Source organism: Marinobacter antarcticus (assembly GCF_900142385.1).
Lineage (GTDB): Bacteria > Pseudomonadota > Gammaproteobacteria > Pseudomonadales > Oleiphilaceae > Marinobacter > Marinobacter antarcticus.
The window spans coordinates 435,432-451,256 of the sequence record NZ_FRAQ01000001.1 but is presented as its reverse complement, the minus strand read 5'-3'; the positions used below and the strand labels follow the sequence as shown (position 1 = coordinate 451,256).

The window sequence follows — 15,825 nt, the reverse complement described above, 5'->3', positions numbered from 1 at the left end:
CGCTCCTGTTGATCTGAGTTCAGTCAACGTCCTGGGGTGTGGCTTTCACGGTATGGACACACGAGTGAACGAAGGATTACAGATTATTCGCATGCTGCGGATTCGGGAGCGTCTGCCGCACTGTCAGTCGGCTCAGTAAGCGTCAAGAATATGCGCCATATCGTCGCCCAAAGCCTCCAGGTCCCCGGCAGAGAGGTTCCGCTCTGCAATGGAGCGCAGACCCATGATCTGACTTTGCATCAGTCGGGCCAGACGGGCGCAATCTGTTGAGTCTTTCAGTTCGCCCCGTTGTTTGGCTTCCTCCAGCAATTCCGAGAAAGATTGCTCAATGGCTCCGAGGATTTCCCGGGCCTGGTCTGAATGCCCGGTGTGTGTGTTGCTTGCCTCCAGCAGGGTTTTAACGATGAGACAGGCCCGGGAGGGTACTTCGTCTTTATCGACACAGCCACTTGCGATTTTCCGCAGGTAGCCTTTGAGCCCGTCTACAATGGAATCGTAACCAGCCATATGCCTGGCCAGCTCCGCACCGCCAGCCTGGGCATAGCGGGCCAGAGCTTCAGAATAGAGGCCATCCTTGCTGCCAAACGTTGCGTAGATGCTGCCGGGACGCATATCCAGAGCATGCTCAATCTGCTTCATTGAGCTGCCGTTATAACCCCTCTTCCAGAACAGACCAATGGCCTGGCCGAGGGCCGCTTCCCGATTAAAACTGGGACTTCTCGCCATGGGTGTCACCGTTAATTGCGGGTTTGAATGTTCATTCAATTATATCTTGAATGATCGCTCAGCAACAGATACCGTGATGATGTTGCTGAAAATTCCCGAAAACCCTTCCCGCCCTCAACGTGACCGGTAGAATACGCTGATGAACCGTTCACAATGGGCTTTCCGTCTCACTATTCTGATCATTGTCGCACTCTTGATGGGGGCCATTTGGCTGATCCTTCGTCAACTGGGCATGCCTGTGAGTCTGGCACCAGTAGCGCTTTCTGAGTGGCTTAGCGATCAGGGTATGTCCGGGCCATTTTTGCTGATGCTGTTGATGATCCTCGCAGTGGTTGTTGGGCCAATTCCAACACTGCCCATCAGTGCTGCCGCAGGGCTCGTTTACGGCACGTTCACCGGAACCGCGATTGCGGTGTCGGGCGCCCTCGCCGGATCCATCATTGCTTTTTATCTGGCGCGGATCCTGGGGCGTGAGGCGGTTCGGCGCAAACTGGGCGACAACCCGGTATTCTCAGCCACCGGGTCCCAGCGTTTTCTGTTCATCGCGGTGACGCTGACGCGCCTGATCCCATTGTTTTCGTTTGCGCTGATCAGTTATGCCGCCGGTGTCACTGCGATATCGTTCTGGCGCTACGCACTCGCGACAACCCTCGGCATGATCCCCATGACCTTTGTGTTTGCCGGACTGGGCCACAGCTTTGAACTCAGTCCTGTGCTGACGGTGGTTGCCGCTGCCGTCATCCTTGTGGTGATGAGCACCTTGCCGCTGTATCTCGGCAGACGCCCCCACTCCCGGCTGTCTCGTTTCCTGCATCTGGATACTAAGGTCTGAGCTTTCCGGCATTGCATGTGTAACAGAACGGGGTTGTTTTGGTCTGTAGTCATGATTCTGAACTACTACTGACCAGACTGACTGACTTGGGAGTGATTATGCGTGGATATCGATTAGTGACCGGCTTTCTTGCATGGGTTCTATTGCCCGGCCTGGTTTGGGCGGATATCAATCCCGGCCTCTACAAACCCTACCAACGCCTGTTATCCAACTATCTCATTGAACAAACATTGCCCGCTAACGGACTGGTCTCCGCGTTTGATTACCAGTCCGCATTGGCGGATACGGATTTGGCGCAGACGCTGGAACAGCAGCGCAAAGCTCTGGCGGAATTTGATACCGGAACCCTTGAGGCTCAGAAAGAGTCCGTAGCCTTCTGGATTAATGCCTACAATTTTTTCATGCTCGAACAGATACTTACCGAGCGGCCGGACGGCCTGTTGGTTTCATCCGTCTGGGATTATGGCGGCCGGGTGAACCCGTTTGTCGACAGTGTCTTTGAGCGGGAAAACTTCGTGATTGGCGGGGAGCGCTTCAGCCTGAACCAGATCGAAAAAGGCGTTTTGCTGGGTGAGGACTATCAATCCCGAGGCTGGAAGGATGCGCGGGTTCACTTCGCCGTAAACTGCGCTTCTGTGGGTTGCCCACCGTTAAGAGAACAGATTTACACTACGGCCAACCTTGAGGGTCTGCTGGAAGAGAATACTCGCCGGGCGTTCAACACCCAACACCATCTTCGGGTGACTGGCAACACCCTGTATGGCACGGAACTGTTCAAATGGTACGAACAGGACTTTGTTGAGGCGGAGGGATCGGTTCGGGCCTTTATCCGGCGCTGGGCCGGCGACGCGGTAGCGGAACAGGTGGCCGGGACGTCGGAACTGGATTACATCGACTACGACTGGTCCCTCAATCTGCCTGCCGCCGATAGAAATATTCTCAATTTACATAGACCGAAAAAGAATAGATGAGCGGCTATGCATAACGGATTTAAAGATCCATAATGATCGTTCAAAAATGAACTCCAAGTTGGAGGTGGTGCGATGAATCGTTTAACGACATTGCTTGTACTGATGCTGCTTAGTGCGTTTTCCTACGGAGCAGAGCCGGGAGTGCCTGCCCTGGTGGATGCCCAATGGCTGAATGAGCGCCTGAATGAGGAGAAGCTTGTTGTGCTGGATGTGCGCTCGGGCATCGATAATGGCGGCGATCGGAGCAGCTTCCAGAAAAGCCATATTCCCGGTTCGGTTTACAGCAATTACACCAATGATGGCTGGCGGGAAACCCGGGATGGTGTGGCCGGTTTGATGCCTCCGGTCCGCTTCCTGGAACGTCTGATTGGCAGCCTGGGGATCGCCAACGGGAATACAGTGGTTCTGGTTCCGGCCGGCACTGGCCCGACCGATTTCGGTAGCGCCGCACGGGTATACTGGACCTTCAAGGTACTGGGTCATGAGTCAGTGACCATCCTTAATGGCGGCCTTGCCGGTTGGAAAGCCGCAGGCTACGAGGTAGCCAAGGGAGAGGGCGCCCGCTTGCCGGTGGCGCAATTTGCCGCTGAACTTCAGGAGCACCTGATTGCCAGCCTGGAAGAAGTTCAGGCCGCCCGGGACACCCAGGCGCAGCTGGTCGATGCCCGCCCCGTGGACTATTTCCGTGGCGAAACCAAGTCTCCGGCCGCTAAGGCCCCCGGCACCATTCCCGGATCAACGAACCTGCCCCACCAGTCGTTCATTAAACAGCAAAACCAGGTGTTTTATCTGGACCAGGACGCCATTAGCGATAAGGTCAACACCGCTGAACTGAACCCTCAGGCCCGGACAATTGCCTTTTGCAATACCGGCCACTGGGCAGCCACGGACTGGTTCGTGCTGAGCGAACTGGCGGGCTTCCAGGAGGTTGCGCTTTATGACGGCTCCATGGCGGAATGGTCTCAGGACAGCAACCGTCCGCTGCAGGTTGCCAAAAAAGGATTGGGGAAGCTTCTGGACCTGTTTAACTGAGTGGCAAAGTAATGACTGATTCCGCAGTTCTCCAGCCTGGTCTGCAACAGCCGGGTTGGCAGGTGGACCGCTTTATTGTATCAACCGCCCTGTTTGGCCTTGCCCTGTTGGGTGGTCTGATCTGGTTGGAAACAGCACCGTTCATGGTAGCGCTGTTTGTGGTGGGCACGGTGCTTGGCATGGCGCTCTACCACGGAGCTTTCGGCTTCACTGCCGGCTGGCGCAATCTGGTGGTCAAAAAGCGCGGTGCCGGCATGCGGGCCCAATTGCTGCTATTCGGTGTGACCTCACTGATCATGGTGCCCATGCTGCACAGTGGCATGGAAGGCCTGGTGGGTGCGGTGGCGCCGGTGGGCACCTCTCTGGTTGTGGGCTCCTTCCTGTTCGGTGTAGGCATGCAACTGGGTGGTGGCTGTGGCTCCGGCACCTTGTTTACCGTCGGTGCCGGTAACATTCGAATGGTGGTGACGCTGGTGTTTTTTATCGCCGGTGCCGTGCTCGGCTCCATTCATCTGCCCTGGTGGCTGGATCAGCCCGGGTTCGATCCGGTGCCACTGGTCAACACCTTCGGCATTAGCGGTGCCATCCTTGCCCAGCTTGTCGGCCTGGGGCTGATTGCCTGGTGGGTCAACCGCATTGAGCGCAAGGCCCATGGCAATGTTGAACGGGATGAACTGCTCTGGAAAAACCAGGGGCACGGTGTATTGCGTACTTTGATCAGCGGCCGCTGGCCATTCACCTGGGCAATCCTGATTCTGGCCGCCGGCAATGCCCTCACCCTGGCCATCGGTGGCGCACCCTGGAGCATCACCTTTGCGTTTAACGTCTGGGGCGCCAAGGCCCTCGAGGTAGTGGGGGTAAATATGTCCCAGTTCGAGTTCTGGCAATGGGATTATCCCGCCATGGCTCTGAAGGACTCGGTTCTCACCAACATCCCTTCGGTGATGAACTTCGGATTGCTGCTCGGCGCCATGCTCGCGGCGGGCTTGGCCAACCGGTTCAATGAAGCCAGTCGCAACAAGCCCGAAGGCCGGCAGTTTCTGGCGGCGGTGGTAGGCGGATTGCTGCTCGGCTATGGCGCCCGGCTGGGCTTTGGCTGCAACATCGGTGCGCTGTTTTCCGGCATTGCCTCAGCCAGCCTGCACGCCTGGATATGGTTCGCCAGTGCCTTTGTCGGGTCGCTGATTGGTATCCGGCTACGGCCCTGGTTCCGGCTGGCAAACTGATGAAGGGGTCTGAAACCATGGAGCGAGCTTACAGCCGCACCCGTATTCTGGTGATGCTGGGATTTATTCTGGCACTGATCCTGGTGGATCATTTGAACAGCCCAACCTTTGCATTCAATTCCGGGCAGGGCAATGTGGAAACCGCACTGAGCCAGCGGGATGAAACAGCCTGCGCGCCCTGCGGTGCGCCGTGCCCGTCAACGAGAAACTGACCGGTATTGAAGCAGGTATTAGGTATTAGTAGTGGGAAGGAAACCACCGGTTCCGCCCGGGAGCTCTGTTTTTTGAAACCGATAAAATTTGAGAATGGGTGTAATAGTTGTGGAGGTCATGTGTCTCTATCCTAACCGCTCCTTTGGGCGGTGAGCCAATAGCTCCATAATCACGGAGAGAGACAATGTCTACAATACATCCTCTGAGAAAAGCCATCCGCAGTTCCTATGAACATCGTCGCACTACCTGGTGGTCCGCGGCTCTGATGACTGCCATGCTCGGCACCAGTGGGCTGGCGGTAGCCGCCTGCAGCCCGTGTTCCCCATGCAAGAATAAGTGCAAGGCCGGACAGCACTGCAAAGCTGGCTGTAATCCGTGCGCAGCCAAAAACCCGTGTGCGACCAAAAATCCCTGCGCCGCGAAGAACCCCTGCGCCACCAAGGGTTGTAATCCCTGTGCTGTGAAAGGATGCAACCCGTGCGCCGCAGCGGGTAAGTGCGGTGCCAAACCCAATCCCTGTGCGGCCAAGAAGGTGAGCCGGCCTGCCAACTATCAGTCATACGAGGGCAATCCCTGCAAACTGATGGCCTTGGGCGAGAAACTGTTTAACGATCCGTCACTGAGCAGTAATGGCTTGTCCTGTTCGACCTGTCACAACAATGGCGCCAGCTACAATGCAACCTTCGCCAATGCCTACCCGCACTCGGTGGCCATGGCCCGGGATATCTTTGGCTTGGACTCCGTGCACCTGGATGAAATGGTTCAGATCTGCATGGTCCAGCCTATGGCCTCCGAGCCTTTGGCGTGGGACAGTGAGGAATTGGCCGCTCTGACTACCTATATGGGCAAGGTTCAGAAGCAGCTGGCAGGCAACCCATGCGCGCTCAAGGGCGGAAAGTGTGGTGCCTGTAACCCTTGCGCTGGCAAGAATCCATGCGCTACAAAAAATCCCTGTGCGGCTAAGAATCCCTGTTCAGCCAAAGTGGGGAAAAGCTTGGCAAACGTCGCTGCATAAGGTCGAGCACAAGTCTGACGCGCGCGGTTTCCAAGATAACCGGAAACCGCGCTGCAGGAGGTGAGAGATTATGACAGAGCTCCAGATTCCGAAACTGGCGAGCCTCAGCGACAGCCAGCTGACAGCCAGCCTGGCAGCCATTGACGATATCCGGGAATGCTACCGGGTGTTGGAGAAGGGTGGCATAAACATTGTCGGTGAAGTGCTCAGGGGGCAGGGGTCTTTCTATGAGATGGATCATTATCCGAAAGACGACGTCTATGATCGGGACACGGCGTCCCAGTATTACTACCATGCTCACCGCGCGGATCATGCTGAGCACGGCCATTTCCATCTGTTTCTGAGGAGCGCGGCATTACCCCAAGGTGCTGAGCCGGCAATGGGGCCAGCGGGCGAGGATCGGGTGGCTCACCTGGTGGCGATTTCCATGGACGCCTGGGGCTATCCCACGGATCTGTTCGCGGTAAACCGCTGGGTAACGGATGAAAGCTGGTTGCCTGCAGAGACGATCGTTACGGAACTTGATCGGTTTGCCATCGACCACGCTTATCCCAGCTGGCCGGTGAATCGGTGGCTGACAGCGATGGTGCGTTGTTTCAGGCCACAAATTGAAGCCCTGCTTTACCACCGGGACGAGGTTGTCTCACAACGACAGGGGCAGAACCTTGAGCAGGTGCTTGAGGACCGTTCCCTGGAAATTACCGGAACCATCCCGGTCGATATAGAAAGTTGGGCGGACAAACTGAAAGCGGAGCAAAAAAGACGAATTCAACCCAGCGAAATACCGCGAAAACGGTTATCAGGAGCCGGCAACCAACGGTAATCCGGTCGTCTCGGGACGGAAGGTTAGTTATCTCCGTTATTCTTTTTCCAGGCCTGGAGGGCCTCTGTCACCCGTTCATCAATCCGACGCATGAGTTCCTCGTCCGGCTTGCCGGAGGAGTGCGCCTTCATAAGATTCGTGCTTGCGCGAAGGTTGCCGATAAACGTGCGGCAGTCCTTGCACATCATCAGATGCATCTTCACGGACACGTTCTGTCGGCCGGTCAATTCGCCATCGATGTAGTCACTGGCGATTCCGGCCAAGTCCCTGCACATTAACATTCGCCCGTCTCCTGGAAAGTTTCCACCATGAGAAAGATCTTCTGCCTCGCACGGTGTAAAAGAACACGAAGGTTAGAGGCACTGACATCCAGAATGTTACAGACATCCTCGGATTTGTGTTGGTGGGCTTCGTAAAGCATCAGGGCTGAGCGCTGGGTTTCTGGCAACACCGATAGATGTTTATCCAGGCAATCACTGAGCGCGTCTTTTTCCATCAGAGTGTCTGCGGATTCGTGGAACTTAAGTTTTGGTGGCAGGTCCCAGCGGCCTTTGGCATTGAAACGGTCGGCAAGCTCCGGCTCGAGACTTTCTGAAAAATCAGTGGCTACTTCCCGATTGCTGGATCGGAGCTTGTTCTTGCAGCGGTTGGCGACAATTCGGTGCAACCAGGTTTTCAGGCCGGAACGACCTTCAAACTTCTGAATAGCATCGATCACCGTCACCCAGCAGTCCTGAACGATTTCCTCGGCACTCGAGTAATCCAGATAGAACCGGGCGACAGCCAGCATTCCGGGCGTGTAGGTGCGCACCGCTGCCTGATAGGACTGATCATCGCCCGTTTTCATGCTTTGAATCAGTGCTGCTTCCTTGAGGGCGTCTGTATCGGACATTGCTGTTTCCTTTTATGAGCAATTGTTCAAGAATAGCAGTAAGTTCTGAAAGCTGGCGAAAAGTTCCTTGCGTATCATCCACCGGGGCCGTGACCAAATTGTTAGATATTCATGAGAAAACGTTGACACAATGCCGGTCTGAATAACGTACAACATGATTAAACCGGTAAAAGAAGCAAAACTGAAGCGCTTGATGTAACACTTCCGCGACTGGCGTGTCTTTGCAGTATCACGTTAAAGGTAATAAGGATTATTTCATGACAGCGAAAAAGTGGATTCTGGTCGGGTTGATCGTGGCGGTGATCATCGGCTTTATCGCCAGCGGTGGTAATGAACTGCTGACGCTGCAGAATCTCAAGGATAACCAGCAGCTTCTGGATAGCTGGATTAGTCAGAATCTGGTGGTTGCGGTGCTCGGCTTTGTGGCTATCTACGTCGTGGTCACAGCGCTGTCACTCCCCGGGGCAACGATCATGACCCTGGCAGGCGGTGCTTTTTTCGGTAACCTTTACGGCCTGGCGGCGGTGTCGGTTGCCTCCACCATCGGTGCCTCTCTGGCGTTTCTGGTAGCCCGCTTCCTGATGCGCGATACCTTGCGCCGACGTTATGCCGAGACGGTGGCGAAAATGGACCGTGGTATCGAAAAGGATGGCGCGTTCTACCTCGCAACCCTGCGCCTGGTGCCGGTATTCCCCTTCTTCCTGATCAACCTGGCCATGGGCCTGACGGCGATGAAGCTGCGCACCTACGCTCTGGTTAGCTGGATTGCCATGCTTCCGGGGACCTTTGTCTACGTTAATGCCGGTACGCAGTTGGGCCAGATCCAGTCCACCAGCGATATCGTTTCTGCGGATCTGCTGCTTTCCTTTGCGTTACTCGGGCTTTTCCCCCTGATTGCCAAGTTTGTGGTGGGCTTTATCCGCCGTCGCAAGGTGTACGCAGGCTGGCAGAAGCCCGAGAGCTTTGATTACAACCTGTTGGTGATTGGCGGTGGCTCGGCGGGTCTGGTATCTGCCTACATTGCTGCTGCGGTTAAGGCGAAAGTGGCGCTGATTGAAAAGCACAAGATGGGCGGTGACTGCCTGAATACCGGTTGTGTGCCTTCGAAGGCACTTATTCGCAGCGCGAAAGCGGCGGATACCTTGCGCCATGCTAATCGTTACGGCCTTGAATCGGTGCCGGTGAAAGGGTCATTCCGGAACATCATGAACCGTGTCAAAGATGTGATTGCCAAAGTAGAGCCTCATGACTCCCCTGAGCGGTATCGGGAACTGGGCGTGGATTGCATCGCTGGCGAGGCGAGCTTCGTCTCTCCCTGGGAGCTGGAGGTAAAGCACAATGATGGTCACACAGAGCGGCTGACAGCACGGAGTATTATTGTCGCCACCGGCGGCAAGCCGGCCATGCCACCGATTCCAGGGCTTAATGATATGGAGCCTTTGAACTCTGACAACCTTTGGGAATTGCAGGAGCAACCGGAGCGTTTGCTGGTGCTGGGTGGTGGCCCCATCGGTTCCGAGCTGGCTCATGCTTTCGCCCGCCTGGGCAGCCAGGTGATTCAGGTAGAAATGGGTGATCGGTTGCTGGCTAAAGAAGACAGCGATGTGTCAGAACTGGTGAAAACTCAGTTCGAAAATGATGGCGTTGACCTTCGTCTGGAACATGCGGCCAAAGAATTCGCCATCGAAGAGGGCGAAAAAGTGGTTTACTGCGAGCACAAGGGAGAGCGGGTTCGTATTGCCTTTGATCAGGTGCTGGTTGCGGTGGGCCGCGCCGCAAACACCACAGGTCTGGGGCTAGACAAAATCGGTATCGAGACCTTGCCTAATGGAACCGTGCCGGTGGAAGAAGACATGAGCCTGCGTTACCCGAATGTGTTTGCCTGTGGCGATGTTGCCGGTCCCTATCAGTTTACCCATGCTGCAGCGCATCAGGCTTGGTATGCCGCGGTGAATGGCCTGTTTGGTCAGTTCAAGCGCTTCAAGGTGGATTACCGGGTTATGCCCTGGGTCACCTTTACCTCGCCGGAAGTGGCCCGCGTCGGCCTGAGTGAAGCCGAAGCCAGAGAGAAAGGCATTGCCTTTGAAGTCACCAAATACGGTCTGGACGACCTGGATCGGGCAATTACTGAAAGCGAAGACTCTGGTTTTATCAAGGTGCTGACGCCGCCGGGTAAGGACAAGATTCTCGGTGCTGTGGTGGTTGGTTCTCATGCCGGGGAGATCCTGGCCGAGTTCACCCTGGCGATGAAGCATGGTCTCGGCCTGAACAAGATTCTGGGTACCATTCATCCGTATCCGACCTGGAACGAGTCTGCCAAGGCTGCCGCGGGGGAATGGAAGCGCGCCCACGCACCCCAGGGCATTCTCAAACTGCTGGAAAAACTGCATGGCTGGCGGCGAGGAAAGGGCCAAAGCCACCAGGCGAAACGTAAAGAAGTGACTACGGGCTGAAAAAAAGCGGGCGGTTGCTGTAACAAGACAGCACTGCCTGTGTCCGTGTCCTATTCCCATTAACATCGAGGAGCATGTATGCCCCTGACCGAAACCCGACCGGCCCGCAGTAAACGCATTCCGGCCGTGGAAGTGCTCGAACCCAGGGCTTTCGACAGCTGGACCCATACTCGCAACGGTGACCCCCGAGGGTATATTGATGCGAACAGGCTGAAAGAGTTATGGATTCACACCGGCACGGCCTGCAATCTGGCCTGCCCTTTCTGCCTCGAAGGCTCCCATCCCGGTGATGGCCGCATTCCGGGTATGAAGCTGAGTGATGTGAAACCGTTCATTCATGAAGCGATCGACATGAGTGTGGAGCAGTTTTCATTCACCGGTGGAGAGCCGTTTGTGATTCGGGATTTTGTGAATATTCTCGATTATGCCAGTCAGCACCGTCCCTGTTTTGTGCTCACTAACGCCACCGAGCCGTTGCTGAAACGCAGGCACCAGGTGCTGCCGCTGCTGGATAACCCCTACCCGATTCACTTCCGTGTAAGCCTCGATTTCCCGGATCGCGCCCGCCACGACAAAGACCGTGGTGAAGGCAGTTTTGATCAGGCGCTGGAGGGCATTCACTGGCTGATTGAGCAGGGTTTCAAGGTCTCTATTGCTCGCCAGACGGATCCGGAGGAAATTCCGGCGAACGTGGAAGCGGCATTCCGTGACATTTTAGAGTCGTGGCAGATTCCTTCTGATCTGGCCTTCACGGCATTTCCGGATCTGGGTACACCGGGTTCTGAAGACGGCAGTCCCGAGATTACCGAAAGCTGCATGGACAAGTATCCGACCGAGGAGAGCCGGGCGCACTTTATGTGTACCTATACGCGGATGCTGGTGAAGAAGGGCGAGCAGGTTCGGGTTTATGCCTGCACGCTGGTGGATGACGACCCCCAGTATGATCTGGGCGGTTCGCTGGCGGAGAGTATGGATGAGCGCATTATGTTGCGGCATCACCGGTGCTTTTCCTGTTACCGGTTTGGGGCCAGTTGTTCGGCGCCTGGTTGATTTTCAGGACGGCTAGATTGGCATTGGCGGCCTGCGGGGCGGGAATTAATTTCCTTGGAAAAAACAACTCGCTTCGCTCAGACATTTTTTTCTGGCGGAAATTAATTCCCGCCCCACAGACCGCGCGGGTCGCTGTGCTGTTCACTGATAGAAACGTGGATTTTTGTGATGACGACTTTTGAAGGTGCCCTGTTCTGGGGATTTCTGGTGGTTTACGGCATTGTGATGTACGTGCTGTCGCCAAAGAGCAAGAATGCGAATTCGTTCTACAAGGGTGCTGACGATCAGGGCAATCCGGTCAGTCAGTGGTCGCTGACGGCGAGTATCTTTATCAGCTGGATTTTCGCCAAGTCGGTGACCAACGCAGCCAATCTCGGTGCCGCTTACGGGGTGACCGGCGGTCTGGCCTACGCCAGTTACTGGTTGTCGATTCCGGTGGCGGGTTACATCATCTACCTTATCCGGACTCAGACCGGGGCCCGGAGTCTGCAGGATTTCCTGACCTCTCGTTTTGGCCGGTTTGCAGCCTTGGCGTTTGCGGCGGCGATTCTGATTCGGCTGTATAACGAAGTCTGGAGTAACACGGCGGTGGTGGGTGGTTACTTCGGACTGCCAGGCGAGTGGGAATACTATGTATCAGCTATGCTGTTTACCGTATTTACCCTTGCCTATAGCCTCAAAGGCGGTCTGCGTTCTTCCATTTTTACCGATGTGATCCAGACGTTTGTGTTCGTGTTTTTCCTGGGCGCAGTGCTGTTCATGATTATCCCGGCCAATGATACTTCCGCGTTGCTTAGTGAAGGCGAGTTCCGGTTGAACGCGGGTTTCGATTTGTTGCTGGTGGCGTTGCTGCAGATGTTCAGCTATCCGTTCCACGACCCGGTGCTGACGGATCGTGGCTTTGTGAACAAGGAAAAAACCATGCTCAAGAGCTTTGTCGTCGCGGGCTTGCTGGGCTTTGTCGCGGTGTTCGCCTTCAGTCTGGTAGGGGTTCATGCGCGCCTGAACGGTATTGATGCCATGGGCAATGCCCCAGCGGCGGTCGGGCAGTCACTCGGTCTTGCGGCGCTGTTCTTTATGAGTGTGGTGATGATGACATCCGCAGGCTCGACGCTGGACTCCACTTTTTCGTCGCTGGCCAAATCGCTGGCGGTGGACCTGCCGCGCCTGGCGCAGCGGGCAAAGGACAAGTTGCCGAGTATCCGTGTAGGTGCAGTGGTGATGATCGTCTTTGCATTAGCGGGCAATCTGCCGATGTTTGCCGGCACCGATATCCTCAAGGCCACCACCATTTCCGGCACCATGGTAATGGGGCTGGGCCCTGTGTTTCTGTTCTACGGTTTCACGAGTTGGTCGCCCTGGAGTTTCCATCTGAGTTTCTGGACCGGTCTTGGCCTCGGCGTGATGTTGGCGGTGGGGCTGATTCCGACCAGCTGGGCCATCGGCGACGGCAAGTACGCCATGTTGCTTGGGGTGAATGCGTATGGCTTCCTGATTTGTACTGGCGGCTTTTTCCTGCCATTGGCATTTCGGCGTTTGGCAGGTCGCTCACTGGCGGCCAGAGAAGTATGAGGTACTACCATGACTGAAGGTCGTAGTTGTCCCCTGGCCTACCGATACAGGCCTGAGTCTCTCTGCCAGCAGCCGGATGAGGTAACGGAGGACGTGCTTTATATTATCGGCGGGCTCTACGGGAATCCTTACGCGCTTGATGAAATCGAGCGGATGGCACTGGCAGAAGAGCGCCAAGGCCACCGGGTAAAGCTGATTTTTAATGGCGATTTCAACTGGTTTAACGCCAGTAATAGCCTGTTCCGGGATATCAATAACCGGGTGCTGGCGCATACCGTCAGCCTTGGCAACGTCGAATACGAATTGGCGAATGCCAGTGCTGGTGCCGGGTGCGGTTGTGCCTATCCGGATTTTGTCGATCAGCGTGTCGTAGAACGCTCGAACCGCATCATGGCGCGGCTGCAGGACGTTGCCGAACAGCATCCGGATATTCAGGAGCGGCTGTCGCTTCTGCCACGGTATCGGTGCTTGATGTTTGGAGGACTAAAGGTTCTGGTTCTGCACGGTGATCCCGAATCTCTTGCCGGTTGGGGGCTGGCCCATGAATCCTTTAGTGCCGCTAATGAATCCGTCGTGCTGGAGTGGCTGCACGCCACTGGCGCCGATGTGATTGCCTGCACCCATACCTGCCTGCCGGTGCTCTGGTCAGCGCAGATGGAGAGCCGGGCTCGCGTGGTGGTCAACAATGGTTCTGCCGGTATGGGCAACTTGCAGGCGGATCCACGCGGCTTGATTACCCGCATCGGTCTGCCCCGTCCAGTCACTGAGCCGGTAGCCAGCTTTGAGCAGCGGGGCGTTCACGTCTCCCTGCTTCCCGTTGTCTTTGATACGGCGGCCTGGCTATCTCGTTTTGACGAGCTGTGGCCGGCGGATTCGGATGCCGCTGCATCCTACAGGCAGCGTATCCTGCAAGGTACTTCCCTGAGTTCTGAGCAAGTCGTTTTTTCTTCCGGTTCCTGACGAATTAGTCATTGGCGAAAGCTTCAATACGGTCTATTCTGAAAGAAAGGGCGGTTGTGCTTTGCTGCGTGGTCATTAAGCCCGACTTGAAATATATTTTGTGGTCTATATAATTTAGCTCTAACTTTTTAAGGCGAATTGATCACGTTATGACATCAGAAGGTTCGAATACCACCGCCATCGCCCTTCGCACACCCGTTAAGGATGATGGCTTCAGGCTCCACCAGCTGGTCGCAGAATGCCCCCCGCTGGACGCCAACTCGATTTACTGCAACCTCTTGCAGTGCAGCCACTTCGCCGAAACCGGCGTGGCCGCAGAGAAGGACGGCGATCTGGTCGGCTTTATCTCCGGATACATCCCTCCCCAAAAGGCCGAAACTGTATTTGTCTGGCAGGTTGCGGTTCACGAGAAAGGTCGTGGGCAGGGTCTGGCCAAGCGGATGCTGAAAGAAATCGTGGCCCGGGAAGCGTGCAAAAACGTGACCCACATGGAAACCACGATCACCGCCGATAATGAAGCTTCATGGGCATTGTTTCGCTCGTTTGCGCGGGATATGGGCGCCGAGCTTGAACATCATGTGCACTTCGAGAAAGACACTCATTTTGGCGGTCAGCACGATTCTGAATTTCTGCTGCGCATAGGGCCGTTTACCAAGAAGCCCTGAGAACTTTTGCGGGCGCCCTGCCTGCTCACGCGCCCCAGCCTCAGAATTATCCTTAAATAATCCTATTGAAGAGGTCGAAAGGCCAAGAGGTAAAACCATGGAAATTTTCAAGTCCACTGAATCCGAAGTACGTGTATACAGCCGTGCCTTTCCGGTGATTTTTAACCGCGCCAAGAACGCCCATCTTTACACGGAAGACGGTAAGCAGTACCTGGACTTTCTGGCCGGTGCCGGTTCACTGAACTACGGTCACAACAACGACATTCTGAAAAAAGCACTGCTTGAGTATATCGAGGCAGATGGCGTGAGCCAGGGTCTTGACCTGTTCACCACGGCCAAGCATGATTTTATGGAGTCCTACAAGAAGTACATTCTGGATCCCCGTGGCCTGGACTACAAAATGCAGTTTACCGGCCCGACGGGTACCAACTGTGTGGAAGCGGCCCTGAAGCTGGCCCGTAAGGTGAAGGGCCGTACCGGTATTATTTCGTTCACCAACGGTTTTCATGGTGTGACCATGGGTGCGGTTGCCGCAACCGGCAATAAGCATCACCGTGTTGGTGCGGGTGTTCCGCTTTCTGGCGTAGACTTCATGTTCTACGACGGCTATCTGGGTGAGGACGTTGATACTCTGGCCATAATGGACAAGCTGCTGTCTGACAGCTCTTCCGGTGTCGAACTGCCGGCTGCGGTGATCGTGGAAGCAGTTCAGGGCGAGGGTGGTCTGAATGCTGCCCGTGCCGAGTGGCTGAAGGGGCTGGAGACTCTGTGCAAGAAGCACGACATTCTGCTGATTATTGATGATATCCAGGCAGGTAATGGTCGCACTGGTGAGTTCTTCAGCTTTGAGTTTGCCGGCATCAAGCCAGACATCGTGACGGTTTCCAAGTCCCTGAGCGGGTATGGCCTGCCTATGGCACTGGTATTGTTCAAGCCGGAGCTGGATGTTTGGGATCCAGGCGAGCATAACGGCACTTTCCGCGGTAACAACATGGCGTTCATTACGGCACGTGCCGCTGTCGATACCTATTGGAAAGACGATAAATTTGCCAATGAGGTTAAGGAAAAGGCTCAGGTTCTGGGCGATGGGCTGCAGGCGATTTGCGATAAGTACCCGGGTCAGTTCAAAATGAAAGGACGCGGTTTGATGCGGGGCATTGAAGCTGCCCACGCTGACGTCACAGGCCCGATCACCCAGCGTGCCTTCGAGCACGGTCTGATCATCGAGACCAGTGGTCCGAATGATGAAGTCATCAAATGCCTGATGCCGCTTACAACCAGCAAGGAAGACCTGAAACTGGGTGCTGAACTGCTGGCAAAAAGTGTGGATGAAATCATGCAGGAAGGAATCAGCGAGGCGTCTTAAGACGCCTCTCTATTCCCTACATTCATTCT

Annotated in this window: 16 protein-coding genes; 13 read left to right on the top strand and 3 right to left on the bottom strand. The window is 55.5% G+C overall.

Translation table 11 applies throughout. The features are described 5' to 3' along the window. Positions 1–132 precede the first annotated feature (132 nt). Positions 133–726 carry a TetR/AcrR family transcriptional regulator gene (locus BUA49_RS02155; RefSeq protein ID WP_072795153.1) on the bottom strand — a complete coding sequence of 198 codons (594 nt, stop codon included), beginning with the start codon at positions 724–726 and terminating at the stop codon, positions 133–135. Positions 727–865: 139 nt separating this feature from the next. On the opposite strand from BUA49_RS02155, the gene BUA49_RS02150 reads away from it, so the two are divergent. The 7 genes from BUA49_RS02150 to BUA49_RS02120 all read left to right on the top strand — a co-directional run bounded on the left by BUA49_RS02150 (position 866) and on the right by BUA49_RS02120 (position 6,838). Beyond that, complete coding sequence (locus tag BUA49_RS02150; RefSeq protein WP_072795151.1) at positions 866–1,558, top strand: TVP38/TMEM64 family protein; 693 nt, start codon at positions 866–868, stop codon at positions 1,556–1,558. 98 nt (positions 1,559–1,656) lie between these two features. Then, positions 1,657–2,529, top strand: coding sequence for a DUF547 domain-containing protein (locus BUA49_RS02145; protein WP_072795149.1), 873 nt, complete (start codon positions 1,657–1,659; stop codon positions 2,527–2,529). 72 nt (positions 2,530–2,601) lie between these two features. Continuing rightward, positions 2,602–3,561 (top strand): sulfurtransferase, encoded by a 960-nt coding sequence (locus tag BUA49_RS02140; protein ID WP_072795147.1) that lies wholly within the window; start codon positions 2,602–2,604, stop codon positions 3,559–3,561. A gap of 11 nt (positions 3,562–3,572) precedes the next feature. Beyond that, positions 3,573–4,787, top strand: a complete 1,215-nt coding sequence (locus BUA49_RS02135; protein WP_072795145.1) for a YeeE/YedE family protein — start codon at positions 3,573–3,575, stop codon at positions 4,785–4,787. Next, complete coding sequence (locus BUA49_RS02130) at positions 4,787–4,999, top strand: hypothetical protein (protein WP_228704383.1); 213 nt, start codon at positions 4,787–4,789, stop codon at positions 4,997–4,999. The genes BUA49_RS02135 and BUA49_RS02130 overlap by 1 nt, the downstream gene beginning before the upstream one ends. A gap of 185 nt (positions 5,000–5,184) precedes the next feature. Continuing rightward, a complete protein-coding gene (locus tag BUA49_RS02125) occupies positions 5,185–6,015 on the top strand; it encodes a c-type cytochrome (protein ID WP_139248725.1) in 831 nt (276 codons plus the stop codon). 70 nt (positions 6,016–6,085) lie between these two features. Then, positions 6,086–6,838, top strand: coding sequence for a DUF6969 family protein (locus tag BUA49_RS02120; protein WP_072795144.1), 753 nt, complete (start codon positions 6,086–6,088; stop codon positions 6,836–6,838). A gap of 23 nt (positions 6,839–6,861) precedes the next feature. Here the strand turns inward: BUA49_RS02120 and BUA49_RS02115 are convergent, their stop codons facing one another. Further along, positions 6,862–7,119 carry a zf-HC2 domain-containing protein gene (locus tag BUA49_RS02115; protein ID WP_072795142.1) on the bottom strand — a complete coding sequence of 86 codons (258 nt, stop codon included), beginning with the start codon at positions 7,117–7,119 and terminating at the stop codon, positions 6,862–6,864. Beyond that, positions 7,113–7,730, bottom strand: a complete 618-nt coding sequence (locus BUA49_RS02110) for an RNA polymerase sigma factor (protein WP_072795141.1) — start codon at positions 7,728–7,730, stop codon at positions 7,113–7,115. Before BUA49_RS02110 ends, BUA49_RS02115 begins: the two co-directional genes overlap by 7 nt. A 257-nt stretch (positions 7,731–7,987) precedes the next feature. On the opposite strand from BUA49_RS02110, the gene BUA49_RS02105 reads away from it, so the two are divergent. The 6 genes from BUA49_RS02105 (at position 7,988) to ectB (ending at position 15,796) form a co-directional block, all read left to right on the top strand. Beyond that, positions 7,988–10,183 (top strand): FAD-dependent oxidoreductase, encoded by a 2,196-nt coding sequence (locus tag BUA49_RS02105; RefSeq protein WP_072795140.1) that lies wholly within the window; start codon positions 7,988–7,990, stop codon positions 10,181–10,183. A 78-nt stretch (positions 10,184–10,261) separates the two neighbouring features. Further along, positions 10,262–11,233, top strand: coding sequence for a radical SAM protein (locus BUA49_RS02100; RefSeq protein ID WP_072795139.1), 972 nt, complete (start codon positions 10,262–10,264; stop codon positions 11,231–11,233). A gap of 168 nt (positions 11,234–11,401) precedes the next feature. Then, entirely contained in the window at positions 11,402–12,805 is a 1,404-nt protein-coding gene (locus BUA49_RS02095) for a sodium:solute symporter family transporter (protein ID WP_072795137.1), read from the top strand. A gap of 9 nt (positions 12,806–12,814) precedes the next feature. Beyond that, positions 12,815–13,765 carry a hypothetical protein gene (locus tag BUA49_RS02090; protein WP_072795136.1) on the top strand — a complete coding sequence of 317 codons (951 nt, stop codon included), beginning with the start codon at positions 12,815–12,817 and terminating at the stop codon, positions 13,763–13,765. A 149-nt stretch (positions 13,766–13,914) separates the two neighbouring features. Then, positions 13,915–14,430: a diaminobutyrate acetyltransferase gene (gene ectA / locus BUA49_RS02085; protein ID WP_072795135.1), complete on the top strand. Its 516-nt coding sequence runs from the start codon at positions 13,915–13,917 to the stop codon at positions 14,428–14,430. Between the two features lie 97 nt (positions 14,431–14,527). Continuing rightward, the gene (gene ectB / locus BUA49_RS02080; RefSeq protein WP_072795134.1) at positions 14,528–15,796 is read left to right on the top strand and encodes a diaminobutyrate--2-oxoglutarate transaminase; all 1,269 of its coding nucleotides are present in this window, start codon (positions 14,528–14,530) and stop codon (positions 15,794–15,796) included. Positions 15,797–15,825 lie beyond the last annotated feature (29 nt).